A 13,620-nucleotide genomic window follows, 5' to 3' on the forward strand; every position below is an offset into this window, starting at 1 on the left:
GTTTAAGCTATTGCTGTCACGTAAGCTATGGTCACGCCTACTCGGCGCATCTTTGTTCACGCTTGCTGTGGGCGCGCTGAGCATGAGTCAGGCCGCGCACGCGGCGCCGACCGTCACGGTCGGTGGGAAGAACTTCACTGAGCAGGTACTGCTGGCGGAGATGACCACGCAACTGCTCCAGGCGAAGGGCTTCACGGTTGTGAAGAAGGACGGCATGGGCAGCACGGTGCTGCGTCAGGCGCAGGAAAACGGTCAGGTGGACGTGTACTGGGAGTACACCGGCACGTCGCTCATCACGTACAACAAGGTCACCGACAAGCTCGATCCGCAGCAAACCTACGCGCGCGTCAAGCAACTCGATGCCCAGAAGGGCCTCGTGTGGCTTGACCCGTCGAAGGCGAACGACACATACGGCATAGCAATGAATCGTGACGTCGCGCAGAAGCTCGGCGTCACGACGATGAGCGACCTCGCCAAGCTGCTCAACAGCGGCAAGGAGCTGACCTTCGCGTGCAACTCCGAGTTCTACGCGCGGCCAGACGGCCTGCGTCCGCTGGAGAAGGAGTACGGCTTCAGCTTCGATCCATCGCAGATCAAGCGGATGGATTCGGGCCTCACCTATCAGGCGCTGAAAGACCGTCAGGTGGACGCCGCGCTCGTCTTCACAACAGATGGCCGCGTGCCCGCGTTCAACTTCATCGTGCTGCACGACGACAAGAGCTTTTTCCCCGCCTACGCGCTCACGCCGGTCGTGCGCAAGGCGACGCTCGACGCCAATCCGAATCTCGCCGGCATCCTCAACTCACTCTCGGCCAAGCTCGACGATGCGACGATGGCGCGCCTCAACGCCGAAGTCGATGTGCAGAAGAAGTCGCTCAGCGATGTGTCGGGTGAATTCCTCAAGTCCGCCGGACTGATCTGACGCACGCGTTCGATGAAGCCCATTCTCGTCGCCGCCGCGCAAACCGAGACCGTCCCGGGCGATCTCGCCGCGAACCTGATAGTGCATCGCCGGTTCATCGATGAAGCCGGCGAGCGCGGAGTGCAACTGGTCGTCTTTCCCGAGTTGTCGCTCGCCGGTCACAGCGCGGGCACCGATGCATTGCGGCTCGGCCTGCCGCGCGACGCCGCCGCGCTGCGCGAACTCGCGCAAGGATGCTCGTCGGTCGTGGCCGTAGTGGGTTTCGTCGAGGAAGCGCCGGGCGCGCAGTTCTACAACAGCGTCGCGACGCTGTATGCGGGGCGCGTGATGCACGTGCATCGCAAGATCGCGCTCGCGACCTATGGCCGGCTCGATGACGGCAAGTACTACGGACACGGCGAACGGCTGGACCAGTTCACGCTGCCGGACGATCCGCGCTGGCAGATCGCGACGCCCATCTGCGCGGACCTGTGGAACCCGGCGCTGATGCACCGGCTCGCCTGCGATGGCGCGACGCTGTGCGCCGCACCCGTGAGCTCGGCGGTCGAAGCCGTCGGCGATGCGTTCGACAATCCGCGCGGCTGGGACGCGGTACTGCGCGCACACGCGCTCGTCTACGGCCTGCCTATCGCGTTCGCCAACCGCGTCGGCCATGAAGGCGCGCTGCGTTTCTGGGGCGGCTCGCGCATCGTCGGGCCGCGCGGCGAAACGCTCGCGCAAAGCGAATCGGCGCGCGAGGAACTGGTGGTCGCGACGCTCGACTACGACGCCGTGCGCGCCGCGCGCTTCGACCTGCCGACCGTGCGCGATGCCCGCGGGGTCCCCGCGCTCAAAAGCGACATCGTGTCGGTTTCGTGATTGCATCGGTCGTGTGTCTGCCCGCATCGGCCATATCCGTGACAGACAATCGATTCAACTGATCGTTCGCATGGGAGTGTGACGATGATCGACCCGACGCGCGTGCGCGCCGCCCTTGAACAGCGCCAGGAGAACTTCTCGCTGCCGCAGCCTTTTTATACCGATGAAGCCTTTCATCAACTCGACATCGACGCGGTATTCAACGACGAGTGGTTGTTCGCCTGCAACAGTTGCGAACTACGCGAGCCGGGCGATTACCTGACGCTCGAAATCGGCGCGACCTCGGTGATCGTGCTGCGCGATGCGGACGGCGAGATCCGTGCGTTCTTCAATACATGCCGGCATCGCGGCTCGCGCATCTGTCTGGAAGAGAAAGGCCACGCGCACCGGCTGACGTGTCCATACCATCAGTGGGTTTACGACCTCGACGGCGCGCTGCTGCACGCGCGCCAGATGCCCGCCGGATTCGAGCGCAACGACTACAGGCTGCGCGCCGTGCATGTCGCGATCGTGTGCGGCATGGCCTACATCTGCCTCGCCGAGACGCCACCCGACATCACGCTCTTCCGCGACACGGTGACACCCTACATCGCGCCGCATCAGCCGTGGCGCACCAAGATCGCCGCAAGCGCAATGATGATCGAGGATGCCAACTGGAAGCTGGTCATCGAGAACAACCGCGAGTGCTATCACTGCACGGGCAATCATCCGGAACTGCTCGCGACGCTGGTCGAGTCTGCGCTGCCCGACGATCCCGCCGGCTCGCGCGATTTCCATCTGCTGATGGCCAGCCAGGCCGCAAAGTGGGACCGCTACGCCTTGCCGCATCTGCCCGCCGATGGCGGCGATGAGTTCCGCTGCATCCGGCTACCGTTTCATCGCGGCGCGGTGTCCTTCACGCCGGATGGCTCGCCCGCGTGCGGCAAGCTGCTCGGCGAACTGACCGATCCGGATCTGGGCTCGGTGCGCATGTTCCGGGTGCCGAACAGCTGGCATCACTTTCTCGCCGATCACATCATCCACTTCCGCATCCTGCCGCTGTCGGCGTCGCGCACGGTATTGCGCACGACTTGGCTCGTGCACGAGGACGCCATCGAAGGCGTCGACTACGACGTCGATACGCTGACCTCCGTATGGAACGCGACCAATATGCAGGACGCGCGGCTCGCGGCGAACAATCAGCTTGGCGTCGGCTCGATCGCGTACACGCCGGGACCGTATGCGCCGCCCGAGTTCATGCTGCGCAACTTCAGCAATTGGTATGCGAACAAGCTCACGTCGTATCTGGACGGCACGCATCCGCATCGTTCAATCGCGCTGAAGGTGTCGAATGGCTGACGTGCTGATGTCTTCCGAGGCGACGAGCGATACCGGCATCGCATACGACGAGCCGGAAGCACGCATGCTCGAATGCATCGGCGTGCGCGACGAAGCGCCGGGCGTCAAGACCTTCCGCCTGCGCGATCCGCATCCGGACGGCGCGCGCCGCTTCGCGCCGGGCCAGGCGATGCTGCTGACGCTATTTATCGAAGGTGTGCGCTTCGACCGCACCTTCTCGATCGCCTCGACGCCGCTCGAACCCGATGGGCTCGAGCTGACGATCAAGGCGCAGTCCGACGGCGTGGTCACGCGCTGGCTGCATGAAACCTTCGCGCCGGGCATGCGCATCGACGCACGCTATCCGCTCGGGCGTTTCACGCTCGATGCCTCGGACGAAGCGCCGCACGCGCTCGTTTCGGCGGGCTCGGGTGCATCTCCGCTGATGTCGATGTTGCGCACGCTCGCGCGTCGCGCGCCGGAAGCGGACATCGCGTGGCTGCACTGCGCGCGCGGCGTGCAGGACATTCTTTTCGCCGATGAACTCGCGGCGCTTCAGGCGCGCATGCCGAACCTGAAAGTGAGCGTGTGGCTGAGCGCGCCCACGCCCGGCTGGTTCGGCCTGCGAGGACGCATCTCGCGCGGCGCGCTCTGGGTGATGGTGCCGGACTTCGGACGACGCATCGTCTATTGCTGCGGCCCTGCCGGTTTCATGCAGGGTGTGAGGCAGATTCACGCGGCCGAGGGGGCGCGGCGCGCGGCGTTTCATATCGAGCATTTCGGTCCCGTGATCGAGACGATGGAACGCGAAGCCGCAGCGGCCGGCGCCCCTCGAACGGGGGAGCAACGCGATGCCGTTCTTCATGCCACGCTGGCCGGCCGGCGCTTCGACGTGCGCACGGGCGAAACACTGCTCGTCGCGGCGGCGCGTCAGCAGATCGTGATTCCATGCGGCTGCGCGAGCGGCCTGTGCGGCACATGTAAAGTGCGCCACGTCTCGGGCGAAGTCGCGATGCAGCACGCGGGCGGTCTCTCTCCGGCCGAAGAAGCGCAAGGCTGGATTCTCGCGTGTTCGAGCCGTCCCTTGACCCATGTCGAAATCGCCTTCTGACGATGCATACGGCCCCGATGTTGCACGACGACGCCAGCTGCTTCACGCACGCGCTCTGCTTCGACATGCTTCCCGATGCCGTCGTGCGCGATGCGCAGCGCCGCATTCTCGACCTGCTCGGCATCGCGGCGGCGGGTACGTGTACGCGTCTGTCAGCGATCGCGCGCGAGCACGCGCTCGATTGCTTCGCGGCGGGCCGGACCCCGGCGCGCATGCTGCTCGACGGACGCATCGTCAGCGCGGCGGGCGCGGCCTTCGCGGGCGCGACGACCATCGACAGCTTCGACGGCCATGACGGCCACGCACTCACCAAGGGGCATGCGGGCGTCACCGTATTGCCGGCCCTGCTCGCGATGACGGAGCGCGCGCCCGGCATGAGCGGGCGCGAATTCATCGTGCAGACGGTGCTGGGCTATGAAATCGGCACGCGCGCGGGCATCGCGCTGCATGCGACGAGCCGCGAATATCACACTTCGGGCGCGTGGAATGCGCTCGCCGCTGCCGCCATTGCGAGCCGCGCGCTGCGTTTCGACGTGTCGGCGACGCGCCACGCGCTCGGTATCGCGGAATATCATGGCCCGCGTTCGGACATGATGCGCTGCATCGATCATCCGACCATGCTCAAGGACGGCTCGGGCTGGGGCGCACTCGCGGGCATCAGCGCCGCGCTGCTCGCCTCGCGCGGCTACACCGGCGCACCCGCGACGACCGCCGAGCGCGACGCGCCTGCCTGCTGGGCCGATCTCGGCGAACGCTGGCTGATTCTCGAGCACTATGTGAAGCCGTATCCGGTGTGCCGCTGGGCCCATCCGGCGATCGCTGCCGTACTGGCGGTGCGCGCGCGGAACGGCTTCGATGCGCGGGTCATCGAACGCGTCGAAGTCGAGACGTTCCACGAGGCAACGCGCCTGTGGTCCGCGCTGCCCCGCACAACGGAGGAAGCGCAGTACGGCGTGCTGTTTCCAGTCGCGGCTGCGCTGCTGCATGGCCGTGTCGATGCCGGCACCATAGGCGATGCGGGCCTTGCCGATCCCGCCGTGCGTGCGCTGATGCCGCGCCTCATCGCGAAAGAACACGCCGGGTTCAGCGCCGCATTTCCGGCCGAGCGCTGGGCGCGCGTGACGGTCGAACTGCGCGATGGCCGCCGCTTCGACTCCGGCGCGATGCAGGCGAGCGGCGACCATGCGCGCCCGATGACGCCCGACGCCGAGCGCGAAAAATTCCGCGAACTGACGGGCGCGCGCTTCGGTGCAAGGTTCGCGCGGGAAGTCGAAAACGCCGTTGATGCGCTCGCGGAGCCGTACGCAAGCGCCAGCGCCTTGTGCGAGCTCGTGCTGAACGCGCCGCCCGTCGTCGAGGACCCAGCCTTGCCGTATACGCGGCCCGTCGCGTCGCAAGCATGAACATTCCGATCAGCCAACCAAACAGCGAGTGATGCCAGTGGATACCGACGCTCTCTCAACTCCGTTCTACGATCCCGCGTCCGTGGCGGGCAAGGCGCCGCCCATCGGCGAATCGACCGATCTCTTGATCGTGGGCGCGGGGCCGGCCGGCATCGCGGCAGCGCTCGAAGCGGCCGGACGCGCCATCCGGGTCACGCTCGTCGATGAGAACCCGGTGCCGATCGAAACCATGGCCGAGGACGTGCCGCTGCACTTCGGCAGCCGCATGGGCGCGGCGGCGGGCAACGCGAACGCGATGCTCGAAACGATGCTCGAAGCCCGTCCCGAACTGGGCGATGCGCTTGAAGCGGGCATCGACGTGAAGCTCGGTACGGCAGTGTGGGGACTGTTTCCGCACGGTCCGGCGAGCGCGTGGATCGACACGCATGTGGCCGGTCTCGCGGACGCTGAACACACATGGCTGCTGCAGTTTCGCCAAGTGATCGTCGCGGCGGGACGGCGCGACATGGGGCTGGCATTCGACGGCTGGCAGCGGCCCGGCGTGATGGGCGCGAGCGCCGCATGGCGGCTCGCCATGCTGTACGGCACACTCGATGCGCGGCGCGCGGTGCTCGTCGGCAGCGACACGGATGCATTGAACGTGGCCGTCGACCTGATGTCGCGCGGCGTGCGGATCGTCGCGGTGATCGAACAGGCCGGGCAAATCGTCGGCGATGCGGCGCTCGCAGCGCGGCTCGAAGCGAGCGGCGCGCGGTTGCTCACGCGCCATGTCGTGCGGCATGCGCATGGCGACGCTTATGGGGTGAGGTCGATCACGGTAACGTCGATCGCGGCGGCGACCCCCGATGGCGCGCCGACGACGTTCGGTTGCGACACCGTGTTGCTCGGCATCGCCGCGCTGCCCTCGATCGAACTGCTCGAAGCGGCAGGCTGCGCGACCGCCTTCGATGCCGCGCGCGGCGGCCACGTCGCCCGCGTCGACGCGATGCAGCGCACCTCGTTGCCGTTTGCATACGCGGCGGGCGACTGCGCAGGCGTCTGGGCGGCGAAGAGCCGCGATGAAGCGATCGCGCGTGACGAGGGCCGTCGCGCGGCGCTCACGGCACTGTCGACTTTCAAGGAAGCGCCATCCCGCGCCGATGCGCCGCCCGCGAGGCAACCTGAAGCGCCCGCGCACGACATCGCCCGATCTCGCGTCGACTGGGTGCGCGCGAGCGTCGTCGGGGCGGCGGGCGAGCCGTTCGTGTGCCAGTGCGAGGAAGTCACCGCGCGCGAGATCCTCGACGTCCGACCGCCGCGCTATCTCAACTGGCAGCCCGCCGGTGCGCGGCACGACACCCGCGGCGTCGCCGGACTCGCACGCAGCGGACCGCCGAATCCCGATGCGGTGAAGCGCCTCACGCGCGCCTGCATGGGCCCGTGCCAAGGCCGCCGATGCCGCGAACAGGTCGCCGCGCTGCTCGCGATCGGCTACGGTTGCGCGCTGCCGCAGATTCCGCTCGCGACCTTCCGCGCACCGGTTCGTCCGCTCGCGCTCGGGCAGCTTGCCGCGGTTGCCGAAGCTCCCGCGACCGGCGCGCACTGGGACAGCTGGTTCGGCATGGCGTCGCAATGGGTGCCGTTCTGGCGCGTTGATCCTTTCCATCGCGCAAGCACGCGCCAGCAGGGCGAGCCGGTCGCGAGCGAATGAGAATGACGCAGGCACCGACGGTCTCACTCAACACGAATCTTCCGGACGGACTCGCATGAACGCAGACACTCACAAGGACAACGGCACACCCAAGGGCGCTTCGGTCGTCATCGTTGGCGGCGGCGTGACGGGGTTGTCGGCGGGCTGGTGGCTCGCGCGCGAGGGCATCGACGTGCTGGTGCTCGAAGCGGGATTGATCGGCTGGGGTGCCTCGGGCCGCAACGGCGGCGGATGCTCGCATCATCACAGCCCGCTCTTTCTCGAAGAGCAGCGCCTCTGGCCGATGATGGACGAACTGCTCGGCTATCCGACCGAGTTTCGCGCGCAACGCGTTCGCATCGCGCTCGATGAGAACCAACTCACGTTGTACCGGCGCGCGTTGGAAAACGGCGAGCATCATGGCCTGCGCTCCGACGTGCTCGATGCAAAACAGGTGCGCGAGCTCGTGCCGCTCGCCGGCGACAACGTGTATGCGGGCTACTTCTATCACTTCGGCGGGCACGCGAACCCGCATCGCACGTTGCAGGCATATGCCTGGGCGCTGGAGGATCGCGGGGGGCGCATCCTCCAGCACACGCCGGTGACGGACTTCGTCCGGCAAGGCGGACGCGTTAGCGCGGTGAAGACGCCCGATGGCGATTTCGCCTGCGATCATCTCGTGATCGCGGCCGGGCCGCATACCGGTGTGCTCGCGGCTCAGCTAGGGATCGATGTGCCGCTCGCTGCCGCGCGCGCTGAGATGATCGTCACCGAGCCGCTTGCGCCAATGGCGATCGGCGGCGTGGACGGCAATGGCCTGTACGGGCGGCAGACGCTGCGCGGCAATCTCGCCTATGGCGGCGGTCCGCACGAATGGATTGGGCTGGACGATGTGCTGAAAGTGCGTCCGCATTCGACACCGCTTCAATGCAGCATCGCCGCGCGGCTGGCCGCGCTGCTGCCGAAGGCCGCGCATGCGAAAGTCATCCGCAGCTGGGCTGGGTACATCGAGAACACGCCGGACGGACGGCCCGTGATCGATCGTCCGGATGCGCACGGCAACGTGACGGTCGCGACGCTGTCGAGCGTGGGCTTCGGCCTGTCGCCAGCGAGCGGCCACGCGATCCGCGATCTGGTGGTGGACGGGCGCTGCGGCTTCGCGGATCTGTCGTCGCTCACGCTTGGCCGCTTCGCGCAGCTCGAGCCGGACTGGCGCGAGCTCCAGGGCTGGCTACCATTGCCGCTGCGCGCGCCGGCGCCGGTGCTGGAGGCGGCCTAGATGCATCTTGCGCATGCGAGTGCCTGCAAGAAAGTTAGCGGCGGCCGATGCGCGTAAAGGATGCGCTGACAGCGGGCGTCGGGCCGATCACGACCGCGGCTGTGCCGCCCTCATCTCCGTTGGGCTGATCCCGTAGGCGCGACGCACCCAGCGCGCCAGATGCGAAGGCGACGCGAAGCCTGTTGCCACCGCGACATCCGCGACCGGCACGCTCGAATACGTGAGCAGCTCTCGCGCGCGCTCCAGCCGCAACTGCACGTAATAGCGCGCGGGCGTCGCGTTCAGATGGCGCAGGAATAGCCGCTCCATCTGCCGCGACGTCATGCCGATGGCCGAGCCGATATCGTTGATCTGCAGGGGCGTCTCGACATGCGCGCGCATCATCTCGATGGCCCGGCGGATGCCGCGCGGCAGGCTCGCGTGATTCTGGTCGCGCCAGCCGCGCTGGCTGTCGGCCGTGTCACGAATGCGCTCGTGATGGAACTGGTTCGCCACGCGCACCGCGAGATCGCTGCCGTGCTGCGTCTTGATCAGATGCAGCATCAGATCCATCGACGCGATGCCGCCCGAGCATGTCATGCGGTCACGGTCGATTTCGTAGAGCTTACTGCTGCATAGCAGATCCGGAAACGCCTCGGTGAAAGCCGGCAGATTCTCCCAGTGAATCGTGCACTGATAGCCATCGAGCAGGCCCGCTAGCGCAAGCAGATAGGTGCCGGTCGAAAGCGAGCCGATGACCGAATTCGTGCGTGCCGCGCGTCGCAAGGCAGCGACGAATACCGGTTCGAGCGCGGGCGCAAGACGCAGGCCGCCGCAGACGAACACGTAATCCGCCTCGGCCAGCACGGTATCGAATTTGCGCGCAGTGAGCGCGATTCCGTTCGACGAAACCACCGGGTCGCCATCCAGGCTCGCGAGCGTCCAGGCGTACAACGTTTCGCCCGCAAGGCGGTTGGCCGAGCGCAACGGCTCGATCGCCGACGAGAGGCTCATCATCGACAAGCCATCGGCCAGCAGGAACACGAACTGGCAAGGCGCGGCGGCGGACGAAGAAACGGTATTGAGCAAACGCGCGGCGTCGGTTGAATGATTCGAACCTTCGCATCCGCGAAGGCGCCCTGAGCAAAGCATGTGACCGCTATTATGGCCGTTAAAAAAACGTATGGAAACGAGCAGACGCAGTGGTATTCGCACGCGCAGTAGAAGACGCTGTTCGTGGGCAACGGCGGCAAGCCGGCCCCGTTTGTCGACGGCGTGCAGAAACTGAGCGACATGCTCGTCGATCTCAAGCAGATCGACGAGTCCGAGGTCATGAGGGGCCTGGAAGGCACGGGCTGACATTCATCGCGGGTGCACCGATGCTTCTGCTATCCATCGCTTTCGCTTACTACTGGTTGCAGGTCGTCTGCTATTGCGCTTCGAGCGCCTCAGCCTCTTCACTATGCGTTCAAGACACTCGCCCACACGATGATCGACCTGCGGCACTACTGCCGCACCTGATCGAGCGGCGTCGCTTAGGTTTTCAGTTCCGGCGCAGTGCGTCGTGATCCAGCTCACGCGTACACCCTTGAGACATCATGACGGCTCGCGCTTTCCCGCTTTCCCGAAAGCTCGTAAAAATATGTCCGTGCCCCGGCGTGTCCGCTCCTTAATTTCCCTATCGGTTGCCCGCTGCACAACTCCGAACAGGATGCGCGCGTGCAGATCACCTGCCCACAGGCTCACCAGGTCGTGTGCCGCCAGCTCCGGCGAGTCGACGATCAGTTCATTGCGCGCCGCGGCCTCGCTGATGATACCGGCCAGTACCGCCACAGTCCGTCCCGGCCCTGCATTGTAAAAGCGTGTTCTTAGCGGCAGGTCTTGGCGCCCGGTCGGCAGCGCGTGCGCCATGCCAGCAACATGGACATCGACGATGATCTTCAGGAATGCGGCGCCGATTGCAGACAGCCGTTCCCGTAAGGGTAAATCTTCGGAACTCGCGGGCGGCAGTGCCAGGAGCATCCGCTCCGAAACGTCACTCACGACGGCCTCGAATAACGCTTCCTTGTCCGAGAAATGGCTATAGACCGTCATCTTTGACACCCCCGCCTCTGCGGCGACGGCCTCCATGGTCACGGTGTCGTAGCGCTGCCCGGAGAACAGCCTCGTTGCCGCTTCCACAATGGACGTGTGCTTGGCGGCATCTTTCGGCCGACCGACGCGGCTCTCTGGCGAACTTTTCCGCACTAATAATTCCTCCTTGCAATTTCTGTACTTTATAGTCTAGCATATCGGTTGCTGTACTAATGGGTATAGAAACACATGCGCACGTCAAAGACTAGCAAAAACATTCATGCGAAGCACAACGGCCGCTTATCGATAGCGCAGGGGCGAGCCGCTCCGCTTGCGTCTCTGTCATTGGCCGCACTTCTGGCCGTCGAAACTATGCTCGCGGGTTGCACGGTCGGACCGAATTATGTCGCTCCGCCAGCGCCCAATGTGTCGAGGTTTACGGAGAAGCCAGTTCCCGCGCGCACTGTTTCCGCCGACACGACCGCGGGCACCGCGCAGACCCTCGCCGAGGGGCGCGACATTCAGGGTGACTGGTGGGCGCTGTTCCATTCGCCGCAGATCAACGCGCTGGTCGAGCGCGCGCTCAAGGCCAATCCCACGCTTGCCGCCGCTCAGGCGACGTTGCGCGAGGCGCGCGAGAACACGCGTGCGGAGCAGGGCAGTTTTTTCCCGCAAATCAGCGCGAGCACATCGGCCGAGCGCGAGCGCACCATGCTGGTGAGCCCGGTGCCGCAGACATACAGCCTCATAAGCGGATCGCTCAGCGTGTCGTACACGCTCGATGCATTCGGCGGCGTTCGTCGGCAAGTCGAGCAACTGAACGCCCAGGCTGAGTATCAGCGCTACGAACTGGAGGCGACCGAACTGACGCTGATCGCGAACGTCGTCAATGCGGCCATCAACGAGGCTTCGTTGCAGGCGCAGATTGACACGACACACGAGATCATCCGTGCGTATGCTGCCGCGCTCGACGTTACGCGCCACCGCTTCGAGGCCGGCGGCGTAAGCCAGGTGGACGTGCTGCAGCAGCAATCGCTGCTGGATGCGCAGATCGCCACGCTGCCCGGTTTGCAGAAGCAGCTCGAGCAGCAGCGCAATCAACTCGCGGTGTACCTGGGCGGCCTGCCGACCGACTACACCGGGTCTACGCTGGATCTCGCCAGCCTCGTGCTGCCGGAGGAACTGCCGGTGTCGCTGCCGTCGAGTCTGGTTGCGCAGCGCCCCGACATCCAGGCGTACGGCGCCTTGCTGCATTCGGCGACGGCGAACGTCGGCATCGCGGTGGCAAACATGTTGCCGCAGATTTCGCTGACCGGCAGTTATGGACGCGAAGGCAGCAGCTACTCAAACCTTTTCAACCCCGCAGGCATTGTGTGGAGCCTCGCGGGTAGCCTCACCCAGCCGGTCTTCGAGGGCGGCACACTCAAGGCGAAGAAGCGCGCCGCCGATGCTGCGGTCGATGTCGCCGCCGCCCAGTACAGCAGCACGGTCAACTCGGCGTTTCAGGACGTGGCCAATGCGCTCGTCGCCATTCATCGGGATGCCGAAACGCTTGCTGCGAACCTCGAGACGCAGAAAACGGCTGCTGCGAGCCTCAGGGTCGCTCAGGCGCAATACCACGCGGGCGGCGGGACTTACCTCAATGTGCTGAGCGCCGAGCAATCCGATCAGAGCGCGCGCCTCAACCTGATTTCCTCTCAAGCCACTCGCTACACCGATACGGTCGCGCTCTTCCAGGCGCTGGGCGGTGGCTGGTGGCATCGAAGCGATGTCGATCCCAAAGTTGCGCAATGTTGCGGAGCATTCTAAATCATGACCCCTGTTACCTCGCTTGCGGATACCGCCAATACCCCGCCTGAATGGCAGCGGCCGCCAAGAACCGTGCTTCGCCTGTTTCTGATGCTTCTGGTGGTGGGACTGCTTGCCGCCGCGCTGATTGGTTTCCACCTGTTCAAGGGGCACATCCTGAAGCAGGTCACGGCCGGCATCCAGTCGCAACAGGCGACCGTGTCGACCACATCCGCTGTCTTGCAGCCGTGGCAGCCGACGCTCACGGGCGTCGGATCGCTGCGGGCGTCGACGGGTGCGGATCTTTCGCTGGAAACGAGCGGCGTGGTCGATGAAATCGACTTCGAGTCCGGCCGCGACGTCAAGCAAGGGACCGTGCTGCTCCGCCTGCGTCCGAACGACGATCCCGCCAAGCTCGCGCAACTGCAGGCCACTGCCAGTCTGGACGAGATCACCTACAAGCGCGACCTGCAGCAACTTGCGGCGCAGGGCGTGGCGCAGTCGACCGTGGATACAGATGTCGGCAACCTGAAGGCGGCGCGCGCGCAAGTCGCGGCGCAACAGGCGCTGATGAACGAGAAGGTCGTCCGCGCGCCGTTTTCGGGACGTCTGGGCGTGCGTCAGGTCGATGTGGGTCAATACCTGGCGGCCGGCACGACGGTTGTCACGTTGCAGGCACTCGACCCGATGTTGCTCGACTTCTATCTGCCGCAGCAGGTGCGTGGGCAGATCAGCGTCGGACAGACCGCATCGGTGAGCGTTGATGCGTATCCCGGCAAGACGTTCACCGGCACGGTGACGTCGATGAATTCGAAGGTCGACACCTCGAGCCGCATGCTGCAGATACGCGCGTCGTTTGCGAACCCCGACGGCGCGCTGCTGCCCGGCATGTTCGCCACCGCCAGCGTGGCGAGCGGCGCGGAGCAATCGCTCGTGACGATTCCGCAGACGGCGGTGACGTACAACCCATATGGCAGCCTCGTCTACGTGGTCCACGAGCGCAAGGACGCGCAGGGCAGGCCGCAGGCAAGTGTCCGCCAGCAGTTCGTGACGACTGGCGGGACGCGCGGCGATCAGGTCAGCATCCTGAAGGGACTGAAGGCCGGCGACGTGGTGGTGACGGCGGGGCAACTGAAGCTGCACAACGACGCATTGGTCCAGATCGATAACAGCGTGAAGCTGCCCAACGACGCCGCGCCCGTCCCACAAGATCACTGAACA

General features: G+C 65.6%; 12 protein-coding genes. 10 read left to right on the plus strand and 2 right to left on the minus strand.

The window, feature by feature from the left end; translation table 11 throughout:
* Positions 1-82 precede the first annotated feature (82 nt).
* The 7 genes from BJG93_RS20285 to BJG93_RS20315 all read left to right on the plus strand — a co-directional run bounded on the left by BJG93_RS20285 (position 83) and on the right by BJG93_RS20315 (position 8,559).
* Positions 83-922 carry a glycine betaine ABC transporter substrate-binding protein gene (locus BJG93_RS20285; protein ID WP_051374341.1) on the plus strand — a complete coding sequence of 280 codons (840 nt, stop codon included), beginning with the start codon at positions 83-85 and terminating at the stop codon, positions 920-922.
* 12 nt (positions 923-934) lie between these two features.
* The gene (locus BJG93_RS20290; protein WP_027196073.1) at positions 935-1,780 is read left to right on the plus strand and encodes a nitrilase-related carbon-nitrogen hydrolase; all 846 of its coding nucleotides are present in this window, start codon (positions 935-937) and stop codon (positions 1,778-1,780) included.
* Positions 1,781-1,864: 84 nt separating this feature from the next.
* Positions 1,865-3,118: an aromatic ring-hydroxylating oxygenase subunit alpha gene (locus BJG93_RS20295; protein ID WP_034478252.1), complete on the plus strand. Its 1,254-nt coding sequence runs from the start codon at positions 1,865-1,867 to the stop codon at positions 3,116-3,118.
* Positions 3,111-4,208: a hybrid-cluster NAD(P)-dependent oxidoreductase gene (locus BJG93_RS20300; protein ID WP_051374299.1), complete on the plus strand. Its 1,098-nt coding sequence runs from the start codon at positions 3,111-3,113 to the stop codon at positions 4,206-4,208. Before BJG93_RS20295 ends, BJG93_RS20300 begins: the two co-directional genes overlap by 8 nt.
* A gap of 17 nt (positions 4,209-4,225) precedes the next feature.
* Positions 4,226-5,611 (plus strand): MmgE/PrpD family protein, encoded by a 1,386-nt coding sequence (locus BJG93_RS20305; protein WP_082194583.1) that lies wholly within the window; start codon positions 4,226-4,228, stop codon positions 5,609-5,611.
* A gap of 37 nt (positions 5,612-5,648) precedes the next feature.
* The gene (locus BJG93_RS20310; RefSeq protein WP_071336632.1) at positions 5,649-7,301 is read left to right on the plus strand and encodes an FAD/NAD(P)-dependent oxidoreductase; all 1,653 of its coding nucleotides are present in this window, start codon (positions 5,649-5,651) and stop codon (positions 7,299-7,301) included.
* A gap of 55 nt (positions 7,302-7,356) precedes the next feature.
* Positions 7,357-8,559, plus strand: coding sequence for an NAD(P)/FAD-dependent oxidoreductase (locus BJG93_RS20315; protein WP_034478253.1), 1,203 nt, complete (start codon positions 7,357-7,359; stop codon positions 8,557-8,559).
* An 87-nt stretch (positions 8,560-8,646) separates the two neighbouring features.
* Here BJG93_RS20315 and BJG93_RS20320 read toward each other — a convergent pair whose 3' ends face one another.
* Entirely contained in the window at positions 8,647-9,627 is a 981-nt protein-coding gene (locus BJG93_RS20320) for a GlxA family transcriptional regulator (RefSeq protein ID WP_051374301.1), read from the minus strand.
* A gap of 147 nt (positions 9,628-9,774) precedes the next feature.
* Between BJG93_RS20320 and BJG93_RS36100 the strand changes: the two genes are divergently transcribed.
* On the plus strand, positions 9,775-9,897 hold the full coding sequence (locus tag BJG93_RS36100) for a hypothetical protein (RefSeq protein ID WP_269217470.1): 123 nt from the start codon (positions 9,775-9,777) through the stop codon (positions 9,895-9,897).
* Positions 9,898-10,134: 237 nt separating this feature from the next.
* Here the strand turns inward: BJG93_RS36100 and BJG93_RS20325 are convergent, their stop codons facing one another.
* Positions 10,135-10,785: a TetR/AcrR family transcriptional regulator gene (locus tag BJG93_RS20325; RefSeq protein WP_051374302.1), complete on the minus strand. Its 651-nt coding sequence runs from the start codon at positions 10,783-10,785 to the stop codon at positions 10,135-10,137.
* Positions 10,786-11,037: 252 nt separating this feature from the next.
* Here BJG93_RS20325 and BJG93_RS20330 point away from each other — a divergent pair, with 252 nt between their 5' ends.
* Positions 11,038-12,420, plus strand: a complete 1,383-nt coding sequence (locus tag BJG93_RS20330; protein ID WP_231337571.1) for an efflux transporter outer membrane subunit — start codon at positions 11,038-11,040, stop codon at positions 12,418-12,420.
* 3 nt (positions 12,421-12,423) lie between these two features.
* Positions 12,424-13,617 carry an efflux RND transporter periplasmic adaptor subunit gene (locus BJG93_RS20335; RefSeq protein ID WP_231337572.1) on the plus strand — a complete coding sequence of 398 codons (1,194 nt, stop codon included), beginning with the start codon at positions 12,424-12,426 and terminating at the stop codon, positions 13,615-13,617.
* The last annotated feature ends 3 nt before the right edge of the window (positions 13,618-13,620 follow it).

Source organism: Paraburkholderia sprentiae WSM5005 (genome assembly GCF_001865575.2).
GTDB lineage: Bacteria > Pseudomonadota > Gammaproteobacteria > Burkholderiales > Burkholderiaceae > Paraburkholderia > Paraburkholderia sprentiae.

What these genes read in the sequence shown, in the direction of transcription:
- BJG93_RS20315 (WP_034478253.1), top strand. Translation starts at nt 7,357, where the DNA reads ATGAACGCAGACACTCACAAGGACAACGGCACACCCAAGGGCGCTTCG.
- BJG93_RS20285 (WP_051374341.1), top strand. Translation starts at nt 83, where the DNA reads ATGAGTCAGGCCGCGCACGCGGCGCCGACCGTCACGGTCGGTGGGAAG.
- BJG93_RS20295 (WP_034478252.1), top strand. Translation starts at nt 1,865, where the DNA reads ATGATCGACCCGACGCGCGTGCGCGCCGCCCTTGAACAGCGCCAGGAG.
- BJG93_RS20305 (WP_082194583.1), top strand. Translation starts at nt 4,226, where the DNA reads ATGTTGCACGACGACGCCAGCTGCTTCACGCACGCGCTCTGCTTCGAC.
- BJG93_RS20290 (WP_027196073.1), top strand. Translation starts at nt 935, where the DNA reads ATGAAGCCCATTCTCGTCGCCGCCGCGCAAACCGAGACCGTCCCGGGC.
- BJG93_RS20300 (WP_051374299.1), top strand. Translation starts at nt 3,111, where the DNA reads ATGGCTGACGTGCTGATGTCTTCCGAGGCGACGAGCGATACCGGCATC.
- BJG93_RS20335 (WP_231337572.1), top strand. Translation starts at nt 12,424, where the DNA reads ATGACCCCTGTTACCTCGCTTGCGGATACCGCCAATACCCCGCCTGAA.